Origin of the sequence: Pseudonocardia sp. TRM90224 (genome assembly GCF_021245725.1) — a bacterium.
Lineage (GTDB): Bacteria > Actinomycetota > Actinomycetes > Mycobacteriales > Pseudonocardiaceae > Pseudonocardia.
In genome coordinates this window covers 36,085-54,319 of sequence record NZ_JAJGSX010000040.1, presented here as the reverse complement: position 1 = coordinate 54,319, position 18,235 = coordinate 36,085, and the positions used below count along the sequence as shown (strand labels likewise).

Here is an 18,235-nt window from a genome sequence, read left to right as displayed (position 1 = left end):
GCCGATGGTCGTGCCTCGGAGGTGGCGTGATGGACATGCAGGACGTGGTGGTGGTCGGCGGCGGGGCGGCCGGGTTGGCGGCAGCGTTGACGTTGGTGCGGGCGAGGAGGTCGGTGCTGGTCGTCGATGCGGGTGAGCCGCGCAACGCGCCCGCCGACGCCGTGCACGGCTACCTGGGGCGCGACGGCGTCCCGCCGGGGGAGCTGCTGGACATCGGTCGCCGTGAGGTCGAGGGGTACGGCGGCCGCGTGCTGCTCGGCCGCGTGACGGCGGCGTCCCGATCCGACGACGGGTTCGTCGTCGACATCGAGGGTGCGGCTCCGGTGCGGGCGCGCCGGCTCCTGCTGGCCACCGGGCTGGTCGACGAGCTGCCTGCCGTGCCGGGGTTGCGGGAACGCTGGGGCCGGGACGTGCTGCATTGCCCGTACTGCCACGGGTGGGAGGTCCGCGACCGCACGATCGGGGTGCTCGCGACCGGGCCGATGACCATGCACATGGCGTTGCTCATGGGCCAGTGGAGCAGCGATCTGACGCTGTTCAGGCACACCGGGTTCGCCCTCACCGACGAGGAGCGGGAGCAGCTGGGCGCCCGTCGCGTGCGGGTGGTCGACGGCGAGGTCACGGCGTTGGCGGTGGCCGACGACCGGCTGCGCGGGCTGCGGCTGCGCAGCGGCGAGGTGGTGGCGTGCGAAGCGCTGGTGGTCACACCCCGCTACCTGGCTCGCGACGTTCCGGGGCTCGGCGTCGAGCTCGCCGAGCACCCGGCCGGGATCGGGCAGCGCGTGGGCGCCGACCCCGCGACCCTGCAGGTCGCGCCCGGGGTGTGGGCGGCCGGCAACGTCGACAACCTGATGGCCCAGGTCGGCAACGCCGCCGCGGACGGCGTGCGTGCCGCCATCGCGATCAACTCCGACCTCGTCGCCGAGGACGTCCGGCGCGCTGTCGACGCGAGCCGGTCCGTCAGCGCCGCACGGTGAAGTGCAGGTGCAGCACGCGGTCGCCCTGAACCACCTGGTCGGGGTCGTCGAGCAGCACCGTGCCGGCGTGGCTGCCGAAGAAGCGCACCCCCTCGCCGAACACCACCGGTACGACGTCCATCACGACCTCGTCGACCAGGCCGGCCGAGAACGCCTGGCCGCCGAGATCCCCGGCGGTCACGCAGACGAGACCGTCGCCGGCGAGCTCCTTCGCGAGCGCGATGCCGGACTCGACGGAGTCGGCGGTGTGGAACGGCGCGTCCGGGTGCTCGGCGAGCCACTCGTCCGGCAGCGGTCGGTGGGTGACGACGACGAGCTGGTCGCCCGAGGCCGGCTTGCCCTCCCAGCCGTTCGTGGTGTCGAACAGGTGGCGGCCGATCACCGTCACCTTGATCGCGTCCCAGAACGGCTGGGCGAACTCGGCCGACGCCTTCGAGACGGAGAACTTCCAGTCGCTCGGCCTGGCGATCAGCTCGGTGTCGCCATTGAAGTACCAGTCGAACAGCGGCCCGACCGAGTCGTCGGGATAAGCGATGAAGCCGTCGACGGACACAACCGCCTGGATAGCTACGTTGCCCATTTCGCTCCTCAGTCGAATGTCGGGACGACGACGTGCGTCGGTTCCACGAGGAAGGCCTCGCGGACGTCGCCCCGCGGGTACGGGCCGCCGGTGTACTTCGCGAAGATTCGATCGACGATAGCCCAGCCGGCGTCGCCGCCGACGCGCTTCACGACCCGGCCGCGGACGATCGCGCTGCGGACCAGGTTGTCCCGGTCGGCGATGGAGATCGCGACGCGCGAGTCGGCGTCGATGTTGCGGCCCTTCCGCGATTCGGGCGAGGTGAAGAAGGCGATGTACTCGCCTTCGAAGTCGACCATCACCGGAACCGAGTGCGGCCCGCCGTCCGGCATGAGGGTGGCGATGTGGGCGATGTTGGACCCGGCGAACAGGTCGCGGGCCTCGTCGTTGAGCTCGGTCATGGTGAGTCCTCCCAGCGGTTACGTCGAAACGCTAGGCCGGAACCGGACATCGCTCTTGAACGAATCCGTCATCCCGCGTGCGCGCACGCGAGCCGCAAGGGATGGGGCGGCAACGCATGCGGGACGCATGTGTTGCCGTCCCGGCCTGACGGGGCTGGGCCGGCCGGGCGCTAGGCCGAGGTCTTCGCCCGCGGTGTCGGTTGCGGGCGCGGCGGTGCCGCGGCGCCGTTCTCCGACGCAGGCAGCTCCGTCGTGCTGGTTCGGTCCGTGGTGTCGACCGGGTCGGCGGGCGGGGTCGGGTCGAGCGCGGTGGGCACGGTGACCTCGCGCTCGGGCGCCGGGCTCGGCACCGTGATGCTCTGGGTGACCTCTTCGGTGCGGCGCGACAGTGCGGCGGCCGCGACCGGCTCGGCCTGGGCCGGTGTGTCGCGGTGCGCCTTCGGCGGCGCCATGGAACCGGGGGCCATGGTGAAGACGGCGCCGATCACCGTGGCGCGCACCCGGCGCAGCGCCTCCGCGGCCGCCTCGACCCGGGCGTCCGCGGTCCGGCCGTGCCGCACCAGCAGTAGCGTGGCGTCGCAGCGGGCGGCGAGGATCGCGGCGTCGGTGCTGGGCAGCAGCGGCGACGAGTCGATCAGCACGACGTCGTACTTGCGCTTGACGTGGTCGAGCAGGTTGACCAGCCGCTCGGAGTCGAGCAGCTCGCTGGGGTTGACCGGGACCGGTCCGCCGGGCAGGACGTCGACCACCCCCGCCCAGCTGAAGATGGCGTCGTCGACCTCGCACCTGCCGGCGAGGACGGAGCTGAGCCCGGTGCTGCCGTCGATGTTCATGCGTTGCGCGACGCGCGGGGTGCGCAGGTCGGCGTCGACGAGCAGGACGCGCTGGCGCTGCTGCCCGTAGGCGAGCGCGAGTTCGCAGGCCAGCGACGTACGGCCCTCGCCGGGAACGGCGCTCGCGATCAGCAACGTCGTGATCTCGCGGCCACCGGCCGCGAACCGCACGTTCGTGCGCAGCATCCGGACGGCCTCGGCGTTGCGGCCGGTGCTGCCGTCGGGGGTCGGTGAAAGGCCGGCCTGGCGGCGCGACTGCTTCGGCAGGCTTGCGAGCAGCGGCGCCCCGGCGAGCCCTTCCAGCGCGGCCGGCTCGCGCACGGAGCGGTCCAGGTTGCGCCGCAGCAGCGTGATCCCGACCCCGACGAGCAGGCCGATCAGCCCGCCGAGCGCGGTCGAGAGCCGCAGGTCGGGAGCGACGGGGTCGGTCGGTTCCGCCGCCTCCGCGACGACCCGGACCGTGATGACGGTGGAGAGCAGCCGGTCCTGCGGGCGCTCCAGCTCCGAGACGAGGTTGGCAAGCTTGCCCGCGGCGATGTTGGCGATCCTGGCGGCCAGCTCCGGCGACCACGTGCGGGCCGTGACCGTCACCACCGGGCTACCGGCCGACGCCTGCCCGGAGATCACGCCCGGATCGATCGGCTCGCCCAGCACGTTCGCGGTCTCGGCCCGGATGCGCTCGCTGCTCATCAGCTCGGCGTAGGCGCGCGACTTCTGCTCGGCGAGGAGGCTGCCCTGGTAGGCCTGCCCCGGCTCGCCGCCGCCCTCGATGGCGGCCACGTACAGCGTGGTGCTCGCCGAGTAGACGGGGTCGGTCGTCTGCGCGGACAGGAACCCGGCCGCCAGTCCGATCAACAACCCGGCGGAGATCCACCACCGGCCATCGCGCAGCAGGCGGAGATATGCGCGGAAAGACAACTGCCCCCCAAAAACCAACACAAACGAGTCGCAGCGCACCGACTGGTACGACGTCGCTGGTTATCTCGTACGGCTCCGCGTGATCGTTCATGGATCCGGGTCGCATTCACCCGTTCAGACCATGCGGCCGATCCTTGTAACGGTGCGTCCGGCGCACCCGAGCTGAAACGAGTGACCGTTCAATCGACCGGGGGTGTGCGCAAGGCATCCGTCGCGCCCAGTGGGCCCCCTGTTGTCGTATACGCCGTGACGGTCGCGCGTTCGGCCGTCGTGTTGTTGCGCGGCCAGCTGGCCGCGATGCGTGCGCAGGGCTACCGGGTCGTCGTGATCTGCTCGCCGGAGGACGAGATCGACCTCGCCGGGTTCGCCGCGGCGGAAGGTGTCGAGGTGGTGCCGCTGACGATGACGCGCGGGCTGGCCTCGCCGGCCGACGTGCGCTCCCTCGTCGCCGCTGTGCGGGTGCTGCGCCGGCTGCGGCCGTCGATCGTGAACGCGAGCACGCCGAAGGCCGCGCTCGTGGTCGGGCTCGCCGCCCGCCTCGCCGGCGTGCCCGTGCGGATCTACTCGCTGTGGGGGCTGCGCCTCGAAGGCGAACGGCCGGGCTCGCTGCGGTACCGGCTGCTGCACGCCGCGGAACGGGCGACATGTGGGCTCGCGACGACGGTGCTGTGCGCGAGCGGGTCGTTGCGCGATCGCGCCGTCGAGCTGCGGTTGGTCCGCGAGGAGCGGACCCGGCTGCTCGGGCGCGGCTCGACGAACGGGATCGACCTCGAGCGCTTCCACCCGTTCACCCCGGACGAGGTCGTGGCGGCGAAGGCGGCGGCGGGATTCGCGGAGGGCGCGTTCGTCGTCGGGTTCGTGGGCCGGCTCGTCGCGGACAAGGGGATCGAGGCGCTGCTCGCGGCGTTCGAGACGGTCGCGGGCAAGGGGGCCGCCGCCGGCCGCGACGCGCGCCTGCTGCTCGTCGGCGACCTCGACGCGGCCGACCCGCTGCCCACCGAGCTCGCCGAGCGGATCCGGACCGACCCGCGGATCCACGTGACGGGTGTTGTCGCCGATCCCGCGCGCTGGTACCCGGCGATGGACGTGTTCGTGCTGCCCAGCCGGCGCGAAGGCCTGCCGAACGTGCTGCTGGAGGCCGCGGCGTGCGCGCTGCCGACCGTGACGACGTCCGCGACGGGCTGCCCCGACGCCGTCGACGACGGGCGGACCGGGATCGTGGTCGGGGTCGACGACGCCGGCGCGCTCGGGACGACGCTGGCGGGGCTCGCCGAGCAGCCCGCGCAGCGGCAGCGCCTCGGTGCCGCCGGCCGGACCTTCGTCGAGCGGCACTTCGCCGAGCACGTGGTGTGGGAGCGCATCGTGGACCTCTACCGGGAGCTGCGTAACGAGCGGCGGCGAGCCGGCGAGTGAGCAGTCGGAACGATCTTGCTGAGCCCTTCCCCCATCCTGTGGCGCGGACGAGTCGCACGAGGAGCTGTGCATGAGTGCGATGCGGATCGCCCACATCGGGCCGGCCTCGCTGCCGGTCGGTTATAAGTTCGGCGGTGCCGTCGAGCGGCGGATGATCGAGCTGGCCGCCGCGCAGGTGGCCCGCGGCGACGAGGTGCTGCTCGTCTCGATGAGCCCGGACGGCCCGCGGGAACCGGGGGCCGCGAAGGGCGTGTCGATCCACGACGTCCCGTGCCGCACCCGGCGCCCGATCCGCGACCTCGAGCTGCTGGCGCGGGCCCGCGGTGCGCTGCGCCGGTTCGCCCCGGACGTCGTGCACGTCCACAACAGCGCCGCGGGCGCGGCGATGCTTGCCGGCATCCCGGCGGCGAAGGTGCTCACGTTCGACTACTTCCAGTACCGCGGCACCGCGCGGCCCGCGGTCAAGGCCGCCTACCGGCGCGCGTTGCAGCAGTTCGACCTGCTGCTGCCGGTCTCCGAGTTCTGCGCGCGCGAGGCCGCGACCTGGTGGAACCTGCCGCGCAACGCGTTCACGGTGCTGCCCAACGGGGTCAACGTCGAGCAGTTCCGCCCCGACGAGGAGCGCAGGGCCGCGGTCCGGCGCAAGTACGACATCGACGACGACGTCGTCATCGGCTACGTAGGACGGGTCTGCGAGCAGAAGGGGTCGGACACACTCGTCGAGGCGTTCCGTTCGGTCAAGGGGCGGTTCGCCCGCTCGACGCTGCTGATGGCCGGGCCGAGCGACTGGTTCGGCACCGCGGGCCCCGACCCGACCCCGCTGACCGACGAGATCGGCCGGGTCGGCGGCCGCTGGCTCGGGCCCGTGCCGGAGGACGAGCTCGCCGACGTATTCCGCTCGCTCGACGTCTGCGCGATGCCCACGCGGCAGGACGAGATGTTCGGCATGGCGGCGGCCGAGGCGCTCTCGTCCGGCACCCCGGTCGTTTGCTCCGACCAGGGCGGGCTGCCGGAGGTCGTGCCGTCGACGGCGGGGGTGCTGGTGCCGCCGGGCGACGCGGAAGAGCTGGCCCGGGTGCTGCTGGCGCTGTGCGAGGACGCGGAGAGCCGTGCGCGGTTCGCCGCCGCCGCACCGGAGGCCGCCCGGAAGTTCACCTGGCCCGCCGTCGCCGACCAGGCCGACCGCATCTACCGCGAGGTGGCACGGCGGTGATGCGGCACGGCGGTGATGCGGCAGTGAACCGGCTGTGGGCGCGGGGAGTCGCGCTGCTGCGCGAGCCGACGCTGCGGGCCGCGTTGAACGGCGGTGCGTGGGCGCTGGCGGGGACGTTCGTCGGCAGGGTGATCAACGTCGGCGCGCTGCTGGTGGCGGCGCGGGTGCTGGGCAGCGCCGACTTCGGTGGGGTGTCGCTCGCGCTCTCGACGGCCCTCGTGGTGAGCGCGGTCAGCGGGCTCGGCCTGCCCGTCGCGACGCAGAAGCTGGTCGCGGAGGCGCGGTCGGTCGACGCGCCGCGCGCCGAGCGGCTGACCGACGCGGCGCTGGCCGTCGCGGCGACCGTCGGGATCGCGGCGGTCGTGTTGCTGGCCACCACCGCGCCGTGGGTCGCGACGCATGTGCTCGACCAGGACGGCATGGTCGTCCTGCTCGCCATCGCCAGCGCACTCGTCCTGCTGACGCCCACCGTGGAGCTGCTCGCCGGGCTGCTCTCGGCGCACGAGCGGTTCGCCGACGTCGGCCGGTTCCGTGCGGTGCAGGGCCTGCTCGCCGGCGGCGTGCTCGGCGGTGCGCTCCTGCTCGCCCCCGGCCCGGCGAACGCGCTGTGGGCCCTGGTCGCCGCCGAGGCGACGACGTGCCTGCTCGGGCTGTGGCTGGTCCGCCGCGGCCGCCCGGCCGAGCTGCGCCGCGTCTGGTTCACCGGCACCCGCCCGGCGGTGCGGGATCTGCTGAAGGTCTCGCTCCCGGCGATGGTGGCGGGGGTCGCGCTGCAGCCGGCGCTGTGGCTGGGGCAGGTGGTGCTCGGCCGGCAGCCCGGCGGGCTGGAGCTGGTCGGGTTGTTCGCCGTCGCGCTGCGCTGGCACGCGATCGCGCTGTTCGTGCCGGCCACGATGGGCTCGGTGCTGCTGCCGATGCTGGGCCGGCTGCGCGCGACGGACCGCGTGGCCGACGCGCGGGACCTCTTCGTGCGCTACGGCGCGATGACGCTGGCGTTCTCCGTGCTCGCGGCACTGGTGCTGATCGTGCTCTCCGGTCCGCTGATGGCCCTGCAGGGGCCTGGGTTCGCCGGCGGTGCCGCCGTGCTGGCCGCGCTCGCGCTGGCCGTGGTGCCGACGGCGCTGAACAACGTGCTCAGCCAGCGGGCGCTCGCCGAGGGTCGGGTGGCGCTGTGGGTGTGGAGCGACGCCGCGCTCGCGGGCACGCTCGCCGTCAGCGCGCTGGTGCTGGTGCCGCTGTTCCAGGGGGTCGGGCTGGCTGTGGCCTACCTGCTCGCCTACATCGCGACCTGCGCCGTGCTGCTGCCGGTCGCACGCGCGGCCCGCCGGACGGTGGCCGGCCGATGACTGCCCCGACGGTCTCCGACGACCCGCGCGCCGCCACCGACGGGCAGGAGCCCGTCTCCGGCGTGACGCTCGGCGTGACGCTCGTGCTCACCCTCGTGGCCGCGCTCGTCTGGGCGTGGGCGCACCAGTACAGCCCCTACACCGGCCGCTTCCCCGCCGTACCGGTCGCGATCGGGACGTTCGCGGCGGTGCAGGTGCTCGTGCCGCGGGCCCGGTGGCGAGCCGACCGGGCGCTCGCGCCCGGCAACGTCGCCGTGCTGCTCTTCGGGCTCCAGCTGGTCGCGCTGCCGGTGCTGACGATGCTCAGCGGCCCGACGCCCGGCTCGCTGCCCGTGCTGCCCGACGACCGGTTCATCAACCAGGCGTTGCTGATGCAGGCCGCGGCTTACGCGGCGTTCGCGGTCGGGCTCTGCTTGCTGCGGGCCAGGCCCATCCCGAACCGCCTGCTCCCCGACGCCGGCGCGAACTCCGCACCGGTGATGCTGGCGGCGTCCTTCGTCGTGATCGGCGGGATCGGACTGTTCCTCGCCTTCCCGTCGGTCGGCGCGCTGATCGACTACTTCTCCGGGCAGGGTGACGTCTTCTCGATCCCGGGCGCGACCTCGACGCTCGGCGAAGCCGCCGCGTCGTTCCTGCGGCCGTTCCTCTCGATCGGGCTCGTGATCGTCTGGGCGCTGCTGATCATGCGGCGGCGACCGGGCCGGCCGATGGTGGTCTCGCAGGTCGCGGTCGCGTTGTTGCTGCTGGCCGTCTCGGCGACCTACGAGTACAACCGGGCCGCGATCCTCATCCCGCTGCTCGGGCTGCTCACGGCGTACAGCTTCACCGTCAAGCGCGTGCGGATGCTGCGGCTGATGTTCGTGCTGGTGCTGCTCGGGACGATCGGGTTCCAGTTCGGCCAGTACCGCCAGAACTACCTCGGCACGCAGGGCGGGCGGATCAGCGCGACCGACGCCGGGCTCACCGGCCCGTCCGACACCATCGCCGACACCGTCCAGCTGTACGGCGGCGGCGCCCAGTTCTGGGCGGTCGTCATCGCCGACACCGAGGCGGCGGGCTTCCACGGCGGTGCGACGCTCGTCGGCTCGGCGTTGCTGCCGGTGCCGATCCTCGGCAAGCCGTACCGCGCGGGCAGCGGCCCGGTGCTCTACAACGAGATGCTCTACGGGCGGTCCGGCATCACCGACCAGAACATCGTCTTCGGCGCCGAGCTCTACTGGAACGGGGGGTTGCTGGCGGTTGTCGCCGGCTACGTCCTGCTGGGCGTCGCCGTCCGCAGGCTCGACGACCTCGTTGCGGGCGCGCAGGACCCGCTCGCCGCCTATACGTGGACCTACTGCGGCCTGTGGACCGCCACGCTGGTGATCAACTCGCTGTCGGTGCTGGCCCAGATCGTCGTCTACTTCATGCCGCCGATCGTCCTCATCGTGCTGGTGGCCCGCCTGTACAGGAACCGGATGCCGGAGGCACAACCATGAGAGTCCTGATCGTCGGCGGCGTGTTCGGCCGCGATGACGACTACCGGCGCAGCATCAACCCGACCCCGGAGATGACTCTCTCGAAGGGCCTGCGCGAGCGTGGTGTCGACGTCGTCACCGCGGGGCACATCTGGCGGCATCGCCTCGACGGCATCGACGTCGTGCACGTCCACCACGTGGCGAAGAGCCTGCCCCTGCTCGCCGGACTGCGCCCGCTGCACCGGGTGCCGCTGGTGTTCACGCGGCACAACGAGGAGCGGACCCTGCCCGCCGCGCGGGCCGCGTCGCTGTGGCTGATGAACCGGGCCGCCGACGCGATGGTCGCGCTCTCGCACCAGGAGGCGGCCCGGCTGCGCACGCAGGTGCGCTGCCCGGTGACGGTGATCCGCAACGGCATCGACGCGCCGGAGCGGGTCACCCCGCCGGTCCGGCCCGCCGACGGTGAACCGTGGCGCTTCCTCTACGCCGGCCAGCTCATCCCGCGCAAGGGGATCGACGTGCTGCTGCGCGCCATGGCCGCGATCCGGGCGACCACCCCGGTCGCGCTGCGGCTGGTCTTCCACAACCCCGGCCAGCTCGCGGAGCTGCAGGCGCTCGCGGGGCAGCTGGGGCTCGCCGACGCCGTCGAGTTCGTCGGGCGCAAGGACGTCGCGGGGATGGCGGCGGAGTACGAGCGCACCAACGTGCTCGTGCTGCCCAGCCGCGCGGAGGCGGAGTCGCTGCCGAGCGTCATCACCGAGTCGCTGCTGGCCAACCGGCCGGTTGTGGCCACCGACGACGCCGGCGTGCCCGAGCAGGTGCTGCACGGCGGGGTGCTCGCCCGCCCCGGCGACGTCGACGACATGGCGGCGGCGATCCAGCGGCTGGTCGCCGACTACGACATGTACGCCGAGGGCGCGCGCAAGCGGTCCGACGAGCTGCATCCCGAGTACGATGTCGTCACCATGATCGACCGGCACCTCGAGGTGTACGAGTCGGTGGTGGCGGGGAGGCGTGTGATGCGGCGGGCGGCCCGATGACCCTCCCGGTCCCGGCCGTCAGCGTCGTGATGCCGGTGCGCAACGTCGAGCGCAGCATCGACGCGACGATGCGCTCGCTCGTCGGGCAGACCCTCCGGGAGTGGGAGCTCGTGGTCGTCGACGACGGCTCGACCGACGCCACGGTGGCCCGCCTGCGGGCCTGGGCAGCGGCCGACCGGCGGATCGTGGTGCACGTCGACGGGCGCAACCAGGGCATCTCCGCGCGGCTCAACCAGGGTGTTGCGCGCTGCCGCGCCGAGCTCGTCGCGCGGATGGACGGCGACGACATCTGCTACCCGCAGCGGCTGGAGAAGCAGGTCGCGTACCTGCGCGCGCACCCCGACGTCGATCTGGTGGGCGCGGGCGAGATGGTGTTCTCCTCCGACGGCACGCCGCGCGGCCCCCGCACCGTCGAGGGCGGGCACGAGCTGGTCACGGCGGACGTCCTGCACGGGATCCCGCTCAGCCACCCGACGTGGCTGGGCCGCCGCCGGTGGTTCGTCGAGCACCCCTACGACGGGCGCCGCAACGGGTGCGAGGACCAGGACGTGCTGCTGCGGGCGCATCGGACCAGCCGGTACGCCAACATGCCCGACGTGCTGCTGGCGTACCGGGAGGACGGCATCAAGCTGCGCCGCAGCGTGCGCACGCGGTTCGTGCAAGGCGGGATGCTGGTGCGGTGGGGCCTTCGCAACGGGCGGTTCGCCGCGAGCCTGCTGGCCGCGGCCGAGCACCTCGCCCGCGGCGCCCGCGACGCGCTCGCCGTCGCCACCCACCAGGAGCGGCGCGTGCTGGCCCGCAGGGTGCGCACCCCGACCGCGGCGGAGCGGTCGGTGTTCGCCGAGCTGTGGAACCGGGTGAACCTGCGGGACTCCCCCGAACGAGTAGGGCCATGACGCCGCTGCCAGCACCAACGCTCACTTATCGTCCCGCCGTGCGGAACCGGTGAGCGAGCCGCAGTCGACGCCAGGTCGACATCGTCGGCAACGGTTGCGCGGGGAGGGCCGCGCAATGGACACCGTGCGACTGCTCGCCCTCGCCCTCGTCGTCGGCTTCGCCGTGACGACCTCGGCGCCGTTCGTCCCGCTCCCCGTCAGCGACCCGAACACACCGCCGACCGAACCGATCCCGCCGACGATCGGGGGCCCCGTGTCGTCGATGGCGTTCATCACCGAGGTCTACGGCGACGGAGCCACGGCCGCCACCGCGCGTCTGAACGGCGGGCTCGCCAACGGCCTCAGCATCCATCCGCCGATCAGCCGGGCCGAACGCCCGCTTGTCGCCGGGAACGACGTGCCCTTCGTCTACTTCTCGGTGCCCACGGAGGCCGGCGTCGGGAGCTGCTACCCGGAGACCACCGACCAGGACACCGCCCGGACGCTCGCCGACCTCGGCCGGACGTCCGGCTGGGCGTGGCGGCTCGGTTCGCCCGAGTTCGACCAGGGCGGCGGCTGCTGGGCGGAGGGCCGGCCGAGCCCGGAGGGGCTCTCGGACGCCGAGGTGCACGCCCAGTGGCTGCGCTACTACCGCGAGACCCGCGGGCTGGATCCCGTGATGGGGCAGCCCTCGGCCGAGCGCGGCTACCAGTGGATGTCGCTGTGCGCGTACGCGTTCTGCCCTCAGTACGCCTTCGAGCTCGGCTCCGACGCGGTGCTGCTGGAACGCAACAACGACGAGATCAGCGCCATGAGCCCGGGCCTGTCCTTCGTGCGCGGCGCGGCGCGGCAAGCGGGCGACAAGGTCTGGGGCGTCGACATGTCGACCTACCGCTACTGGACCGGTGGGCCGACCGTGTTCGACGCGAACGGCACGCTGCTCACCGGCTGGTCGCCGAGCACGTTCGAGCGGAACATGTACGCGGCGTACATGGCGGGCGCCGACGTCATCCTCAACGAGGCCGCCGACTACACGACGGGCGGGCCGCCCGGCGGCCTGAACCCGCTCGGCCGGACGGTGCAGGCGTTCGCCGATTTCAGCCTGAACCGCCACACCGACCGCGGCGAGCCGCACGTCCCGATGGCGGTGGTGCAGGACCACGCGTCCGGCTACGAACCGCGCTTCGGTGAGTTCGAGCAGGCTTCCCGCAAGTGGTACCGCCACAACCCGTTCACCGCGGGCGACCGCACCCTCGACGGGATGCTGGCGCTGGCGTTCCCCGGCCACGAGACCTGGGGCACGATCCCGCCCGGCGCGCCGTGGGAGGTGGCGAACGGTGCCACCCCCGCCGTCGGGCCGAGCCAGGCCGCCCAGCGGCAGCTGCTCGCCGCCGGCGCCGACCCCCGGCAGTGGGAGCCGATGGGCAGCACGCGGTGGGGGGAGTCGCTCGACGTCCTCACCGACCGGGTCGGCCTCGACACCTTGCTGCGCTACCCGGTCGTCGTGCTGGCGACGTCGACCGCCGCCTCGCCCGAGTTCACCGCGGCGCTGCAGGAGTACACGCGGCGGGGCGGCACGCTCGTGATCAGCGCCGCGCTGCTGCCCGCCGACTCGCAGGCGTGGAGCGGTGTGGTCGCGTCGGCGCAGCGGGCCGAGTCGGCGGCCGGGATCTGGGCGGCCGACGGCTCGGCGCTGACCGGCGAGCGCCCGTTCAGCCACGCGGCGCTGCAGCCGGCGGGCGCGCAGGTGGTCGCCACCACCGCGGCCGGCGCCCCACTGATCACCCGCAACGCCGTCGGCAGCGGCGCGGTCTACGTCACGGCGGTCGACCACATGGTCGACGCGGGCGGCCGCATCGACGCGGTCGACCAGCGGCTGTTCGACGAGCTGCAGCAGGGCACGGCGAAGGTCACGGTCGCCGGGCCGCCGCTGCAGTACCTCGTGACGAGCACCGCGCGGCAGACGATCATCACGCTGATCAACACCGACGTCACGGGCAAGGAGTGGAGCGGCACGCTGCGGTTCCGCGACGCGCAGGCCGGGACGCTGCGGGAATGGACGAGCGACACCGCGGTGGCGGGGTCGGGCCCTGACGCGGATGCACCGGACGTCGTCGAGGCGACGGTGTCGGTGCCGCCCTACGGGGTGCGGGTGGTCGCCGTCGACAACGCCGGCTGAGCGGACTGGGCGGACTGAGCGGGCTGGGCGGACTGGGCTGGTGTGCCGGCCGGCGGGGCGTCCTCGCCGCGTCGCATGAGCCGGTCGCGCCACAACAGCAACGCTTTTGCCGCGGCCCGCAGCCGCGGGTTCCCGAACTGCACGTAGAACTTCGCGCGATAGGCCAACCAGGTCGCCGCGAACACGATTCGACCGCCGGCTGTCCGGTCCTTCTCGATCCGGAAGAAGATCTGCTGCTCGGATCGGGCCCACTCACGTTTGTATTCCGAGGTGCCGGTCATGAAGTCGAACACCGTGCATCGCGGGTTCAGCACCAGATCCTCGATCAGCTTGCTCACGAAAAGCTTCCCGAGACTGCGTTTGCGCAGCTCCTCGTCGGGGGTGCTGGCGTGCTGGTAGAAGTAGTAGGTGCCGTCCTCGATCAGGCAGTAGGCGAACGAGAGCAGCCGGCCGCCGCCCTCGAGCACCGCGACCTCACCGCGGCCCTGCCGGGCCAGCTCCACCATGGCGTCGGCGTAGGGCGCGAAGCCCGCTGGCGTCTTCCAGGCAAAAGACGTGAACTCGCTGGCCCAGCGCTCGGCGAACAGCTCCTGCACCCTCGGCAGCACCTCGCGCAACCCGTCCTCGTCGCGAACCACCCGGAACCGCAGATCGGGCAGATCCTCGATCAGCCGGCGTTCCTTGCGGCGCACGCCCTGCCAGTACTTGCGCCCGTGCAGCGCCACGAACTCGTCGTGCGTCGCCGGTATCGGAAACGTCACCGACGTCGAATAGGGGAAGTATGCCGTCAGCTTTTCCGGGGCGGCCGGGCTGCGCTCGAGAACCAGCCGCGGAAAGGGGTTGTACTCGTTCTTGACGTACTCGAACACGCTGTGCTCCTGGCCGGTCCCGCGGGCGCGCCGGCGTCCGGTCTGGTACCGGCCACCGCGGAGGTACTCGCTCGGAAACGCCTTTCCGTTACCGCCGCAGGGTGCCGCGCAGCCCGTAACGGGACCCGCGCAAGGAGCGAGTCACCTGATGGCACGGATTAACGGGGGGCCGCCGCATGACTGCGCGTTTCGTACTTTCCTTCGACTGCGAAGGCAAGTGGGGCGTCGCCGACCACCTCACCGAGGGGGTGCACGCATCGCTGTCCGACGCGCGGCTGCGTGCCGCCTACACGAACCTGGTCGCGCTGCTGGACGAGTTCGCGATCCCGGCGACGTTCGCGTTCGTCGGCACCTTCTCGCTCGACCCCGCCGGGCTGCGCGACCTGCTGCCGGCGCTGCACGACATCAACCGCGAGGTGCCCGGCTACCTCGGCGACGCGCTGGACGACTGCGTCCGGACCGGTGCACAGGGCTGGACCGGCGACTGGGCGATGGCCATGGTCGACGCCGCGCGGACGGAGCACGAGATCGCGCTGCACGGCGCGACGCACATCCCGTGGGACTGGCCGGGGCTCACCGCCGACGCGGCCCGCCGCGAGCTCGGCATGCTGTATGCGGCGAACGTGCCGCTCGTGAGCCGGGCCAGCACGTACATCTACCCGCGCAACGCGGTGGCGCACACCGACGTCCTCGACGAGTTCGGCCTGGCGGGCGCCCGCGCGGCCCGGCTGCGATCGTCGCGACTGGCGTCGCTCGCCGCGGAGTTCAACCTGAACACGGCGCCGGACCCCGATCCGGCGCCGGCCCGCCCGCTGGTGATCCCCGCGGGCCACTTCGTCAACTGGCGAAGCGGCGCCCGCCGGATCGTGCCGCCCGCGGTGAGCGCGCTGCGGGCCGCCCGCATGCTGCGCCGCGCGGCCGGCACCGGCGAGGTCGTGCACTACTGGACCCATCCCGAGAACATCGCGTCGGCGCCGGGCACGCTCGACGTCCTGCGCGGGATCCTCGCCGAGGTCGCCCGGCTGCGCGACGAGGGCCGCTGCGACGTGCAGACACAGGAGCAGTACTGCCGGATCGCCCAGCCCGATCACGTGGCGCTCTGCGACGAGCGCAGGGCACGGCAGGTGCCGTGACCGCAACCAGCGAGGGAGAGCAATGACAACCGAGAAGCGGATTCTCGTCACGGGTGGCGCGGGCTACCTCGGGTCGGCGGTCACGAAGATGCTGCTGGGCCGGGGTCGGCAGGTGGTGGTGCTCGACGACCTCACCTACGGCACGGCCGGGCTCGACGGCGTGCTCGACGACCCGCGGCTGGAGCTGATCCGCGCCGACGTCCGCGACCGCGCCGCCGTCCGGTCCGCGGTGCAGGACGTCGAGGCCGTCTTCCACCTGGCGGCGATCGCCAACGACCCGTCGGGCGACCTCGACACCGCGCTCACCCGCTCGATCAACCTCGACGCCTACGCCCCGCTGCTGGAGGAAGCGCGAGCGGCCGGCGCGCGGCTCTTCGTCAACGCGTCGTCGTTCTCCGTCTACGGCGTGAACGTGACCCCCAACATCACCGAGACCGACCCGCTCAACTGCCGGCGGGAGTACTCGCGGTGCAAGGCGGAGAGCGAGGCCGTCGTGCGGTCCTTCACCACCGACACGTTCGCCACCGTCAGCATCAGGCTCGCGACGATGTGCAGCTGGTCGCCGCGGATGCGCTTCGACGTCATCGCGAACCAGCTGCTCGGGATCGCGCAGGTCGAGCGCAAGGTCGTCGTCCACGGGGGTGAGCAGCAGCGTCCGCACATCGACATCCGCGACGTCTGCGACCTGTTCGAGGTGCTGCTCGAAGCCCCGCGGGAGAAGTACAGCGGCGAGGTGTTCAACGCGGGCGGGGAGAACGTGACGATCCGCCAGCTCGCCGAGCTCGCGCGCGACATCGTCGGGCAGGACGGCGGCGAGCCCGTCGAGCTGACCTACGAGCCGGGCCGGGCGGACGAGCGCTCGTACCACGTGAACTCGGACAAGCTGGAACGTGTGCTGGGCTTCCGGGCCAAGCGCACGATCCGCGAGTCGATGCAGTCGATCGCCGACGCGTACGCCCGCGGCGAGTGGTCCGACTCGCATGCGGACGAGTACCACAACATCCGGCACCTCGGGAACCGGCTCGCGGCCGCAGCGGTCGGCTGAGGTGCAGGCGGAACTGGTCGCCGACAGCGGGGCAGCGGCCGTCGAGCCGGAGTTCTTCCGCAGTGGGACGTTCCTCGCCGCGGAGGGCGTGACGCACTCGCTCGTCGTCGGTGACGGGCGGCTGGTCGTGCCGCTGATCCGGCGGGAGATCCGGGACGGCCTGTTCGACGCGATCTCGCCGTACGGCTATCCGGGCGGCACCGTCATCGACGCGCCCGTCCCCGTCTCGGAGATCGACTTCTCCGGCACGGGCCTGGTCAGCATCTTCCTCAGGGACCGGCTGGGCGCGCCGGCGATCACCGGTGGCGACGAGCGCGGTGAGGTGCTGCTGCACCGCCCGGACGTCCCGCGGTCGGTGCAGCGCAGGGTGGCGACGAAGGCGCGCAGCAACGAGCGCGCGGGATATCGGTTCGAACCGCTGCCTGCGAAGGCGGTCGACGACGACCTCGTCGACGCCTTCACCGCCGCCTACACCGAGACGATGGACGCCGCGGCCGCGAGCGACCGCTACTACTACAGCGCCGACTACCTGCGCGCGTGCCTGCTGGGCGAGTCGTCGTGGCTGGCCGCGGTGTGGGGCCCGGACGGTGATCTCGCCGCAGGCGCGATCGCCGTGCTCAGCGACGGGTACCTGCACTACTACCTCGGCGGCACGGCCGACGCGCACCGGTCGCGCTCGCCCGCCAAGAACATGATGATCGGGATGATCGACCTCGCCGACGAGCTCGGCGTCCCGCTCAACCTCGGTGGCGGGATGCGCCACGGCGACAGCCTGCACACGTTCAAGGCGAGCTTCACCAACGCGGCCTCGCCGTACGTCACGCACAGCATCGTGTGCGACGAGGAGGCGTACGCGGCGCTGGCCGGGGACGCCGACGGCACCGCGTTCTTCCCCGCCTACCGCGCACCGCGGGCGAGGTAGCGGCCATGGCCCGCGCTGGCATTCGCCCGTACATCCCCGCCGACGCTCCGCAGGCGATCGCGCTGCACCGCAAGACCCTCACCGGCGGCAAGCCGCTCGCCCCCGCCGCCGACACGTTCATGACGGCGTTCTACGAGCGTGTGCTGTTCGACAGCCCGTGGGCGGATCCCGCGCTCCCGTCGCTGGTCTACGAGGACGCACAAGGCCGGGTCGTCGGGTTCCTCGGGATCATCCCGCGGCTCATGACGTTCCGGAAACGCCCGCTGAGCGCCGCGCTGATCACCCGGTTCTCGGTGGACCCCGACGAACCCGACGCGTCGCTGGTCGCCGCCGCGATGTTCCGCAAGGCGCTGCGAGGGCCGCAGGAGCTGACCTTCGCCGACGTCGTGAACGAGCCGGGGCGGCGGGTGTGGGAGGCGTCCCGCGCCGCGCTCGTCACCGCCGGGAGCCTGTGGTGGACGAGCCCCGGGCCGCTGGACGGCCCACCGGATGGCGAGGTGTGGCGCCCGCCGCCGACCGGGCGCGGGCTCGAGGTCGGCGAGCTGCTGGAGGTCGTCACACGTGCGTCACGAGGGCGGGACCTGTGCCCGGCTTACGACGAGGAAAGCCTCAAGTGGCTCGTCGCGCACCTGGAGGACGCACGGCACCGCGGCGAGTTCCACCGCCGGCTCGTGCTCGACGACGCGGGCGCCCCCGCCGGCTGGTACCTCTACTACGCCAACCCCGACGGCTTCAACGGCGCGCAGCAGATCGGGACGCTCGGCGGCGACCCGCACGTCGTGCTGCGGGATCTGCAACGGCACGCGGCGGCGGTCGGCGGGGCACCCGTCACCCGCGGCCGCGTCGACGTCACGATGTCCGCGGCACTGGCGGCCGAACGCTGCACCCTCTCCTTCGGGCCCTGGATGTACGCCCACTCGCGCGACAAAGACGTCCTGCTGGCAATAACGGCCGGCAATTCCTTCCTGACGAGGCTGGAAGGCGAGCTCTGACCCGAAGTTCCCCACCGTTTTGGGCACATGCGCGCCAAAACG

The 18,235-nt window shown here is 72.7% G+C and carries 16 protein-coding genes; 12 read left to right on the top strand and 4 right to left on the bottom strand.

Annotated features, from left to right (window positions below; genetic code table 11):
• Positions 1 to 29 precede the first annotated feature (29 nt).
• Positions 30 to 977, top strand: coding sequence for an NAD(P)/FAD-dependent oxidoreductase (locus LL648_RS35400; RefSeq protein WP_232667194.1), 948 nt, complete (start codon positions 30 to 32; stop codon positions 975 to 977).
• Here the strand turns inward: LL648_RS35400 and LL648_RS35395 are convergent.
• The 3 genes from LL648_RS35395 to LL648_RS35385 all read right to left on the bottom strand — a co-directional run bounded on the left by LL648_RS35395 (position 961) and on the right by LL648_RS35385 (position 3,709).
• A complete protein-coding gene (locus LL648_RS35395) occupies positions 961 to 1,557 on the bottom strand; it encodes a dihydrofolate reductase (RefSeq protein WP_232667193.1) in 597 nt (198 codons plus the stop codon). The two genes, LL648_RS35400 and LL648_RS35395, sit on opposite strands and share 17 nt — an antisense overlap.
• 8 nt (positions 1,558 to 1,565) lie before the next feature.
• Positions 1,566 to 1,958 (bottom strand): pyridoxamine 5'-phosphate oxidase family protein, encoded by a 393-nt coding sequence (locus LL648_RS35390; protein WP_232667192.1) that lies wholly within the window; start codon positions 1,956 to 1,958, stop codon positions 1,566 to 1,568.
• A gap of 170 nt (positions 1,959 to 2,128) precedes the next feature.
• Positions 2,129 to 3,709 carry a polysaccharide biosynthesis tyrosine autokinase gene (locus LL648_RS35385; protein ID WP_232667191.1) on the bottom strand — a complete coding sequence of 527 codons (1,581 nt, stop codon included), beginning with the start codon at positions 3,707 to 3,709 and terminating at the stop codon, positions 2,129 to 2,131.
• 246 nt (positions 3,710 to 3,955) lie between these two features.
• Between LL648_RS35385 and LL648_RS35380 the strand changes: the two genes are divergently transcribed.
• From LL648_RS35380 to LL648_RS35350, 7 genes are all read left to right on the top strand, one after another.
• The gene (locus tag LL648_RS35380) at positions 3,956 to 5,122 is read left to right on the top strand and encodes a glycosyltransferase family 4 protein (RefSeq protein ID WP_232667190.1); all 1,167 of its coding nucleotides are present in this window, start codon (positions 3,956 to 3,958) and stop codon (positions 5,120 to 5,122) included.
• 70 nt (positions 5,123 to 5,192) lie between these two features.
• On the top strand, positions 5,193 to 6,335 hold the full coding sequence (locus tag LL648_RS35375; protein ID WP_232667189.1) for a glycosyltransferase family 4 protein: 1,143 nt from the start codon (positions 5,193 to 5,195) through the stop codon (positions 6,333 to 6,335).
• A 23-nt stretch (positions 6,336 to 6,358) separates the two neighbouring features.
• Positions 6,359 to 7,681, top strand: a complete 1,323-nt coding sequence (locus tag LL648_RS35370; RefSeq protein WP_232667188.1) for an oligosaccharide flippase family protein — start codon at positions 6,359 to 6,361, stop codon at positions 7,679 to 7,681.
• Positions 7,678 to 9,159: a hypothetical protein gene (locus LL648_RS35365; RefSeq protein WP_232667187.1), complete on the top strand. Its 1,482-nt coding sequence runs from the start codon at positions 7,678 to 7,680 to the stop codon at positions 9,157 to 9,159. Before LL648_RS35370 ends, LL648_RS35365 begins: the two co-directional genes overlap by 4 nt.
• The gene (locus LL648_RS35360; protein ID WP_232667186.1) at positions 9,156 to 10,178 is read left to right on the top strand and encodes a glycosyltransferase family 4 protein; all 1,023 of its coding nucleotides are present in this window, start codon (positions 9,156 to 9,158) and stop codon (positions 10,176 to 10,178) included. Before LL648_RS35365 ends, LL648_RS35360 begins: the two co-directional genes overlap by 4 nt.
• Complete coding sequence (locus LL648_RS35355) at positions 10,175 to 11,074, top strand: glycosyltransferase family 2 protein (protein ID WP_232667185.1); 900 nt, start codon at positions 10,175 to 10,177, stop codon at positions 11,072 to 11,074. Before LL648_RS35360 ends, LL648_RS35355 begins: the two co-directional genes overlap by 4 nt.
• A gap of 115 nt (positions 11,075 to 11,189) precedes the next feature.
• On the top strand, positions 11,190 to 13,232 hold the full coding sequence (locus LL648_RS35350) for a hypothetical protein (RefSeq protein ID WP_232667184.1): 2,043 nt from the start codon (positions 11,190 to 11,192) through the stop codon (positions 13,230 to 13,232).
• On the opposite strand, the gene LL648_RS35345 is transcribed toward LL648_RS35350, so the two are convergent.
• Positions 13,193 to 14,101 (bottom strand): GNAT family N-acetyltransferase, encoded by a 909-nt coding sequence (locus tag LL648_RS35345; RefSeq protein WP_232667183.1) that lies wholly within the window; start codon positions 14,099 to 14,101, stop codon positions 13,193 to 13,195. The genes LL648_RS35350 and LL648_RS35345 overlap by 40 nt on opposite strands.
• A 176-nt stretch (positions 14,102 to 14,277) precedes the next feature.
• Between LL648_RS35345 and LL648_RS35340 the strand changes: the two genes are divergently transcribed.
• Genes LL648_RS35340 through LL648_RS35325 form a run of 4 tightly spaced genes read left to right on the top strand, consistent with a single transcriptional unit; the run spans position 14,278 to position 18,193 of the window.
• Positions 14,278 to 15,234 carry a hypothetical protein gene (locus LL648_RS35340; RefSeq protein ID WP_232667182.1) on the top strand — a complete coding sequence of 319 codons (957 nt, stop codon included), beginning with the start codon at positions 14,278 to 14,280 and terminating at the stop codon, positions 15,232 to 15,234.
• A gap of 22 nt (positions 15,235 to 15,256) precedes the next feature.
• A complete protein-coding gene (locus LL648_RS35335) occupies positions 15,257 to 16,279 on the top strand; it encodes an NAD-dependent epimerase/dehydratase family protein (protein ID WP_232667181.1) in 1,023 nt (340 codons plus the stop codon).
• Between the two features lies 1 nt (position 16,280).
• Positions 16,281 to 17,201 (top strand): GNAT family N-acetyltransferase, encoded by a 921-nt coding sequence (locus LL648_RS35330; RefSeq protein WP_232667180.1) that lies wholly within the window; start codon positions 16,281 to 16,283, stop codon positions 17,199 to 17,201.
• A 5-nt stretch (positions 17,202 to 17,206) separates the two neighbouring features.
• The gene (locus LL648_RS35325) at positions 17,207 to 18,193 is read left to right on the top strand and encodes a hypothetical protein (RefSeq protein ID WP_232667179.1); all 987 of its coding nucleotides are present in this window, start codon (positions 17,207 to 17,209) and stop codon (positions 18,191 to 18,193) included.
• The last annotated feature ends 42 nt before the right edge of the window (positions 18,194 to 18,235 follow it).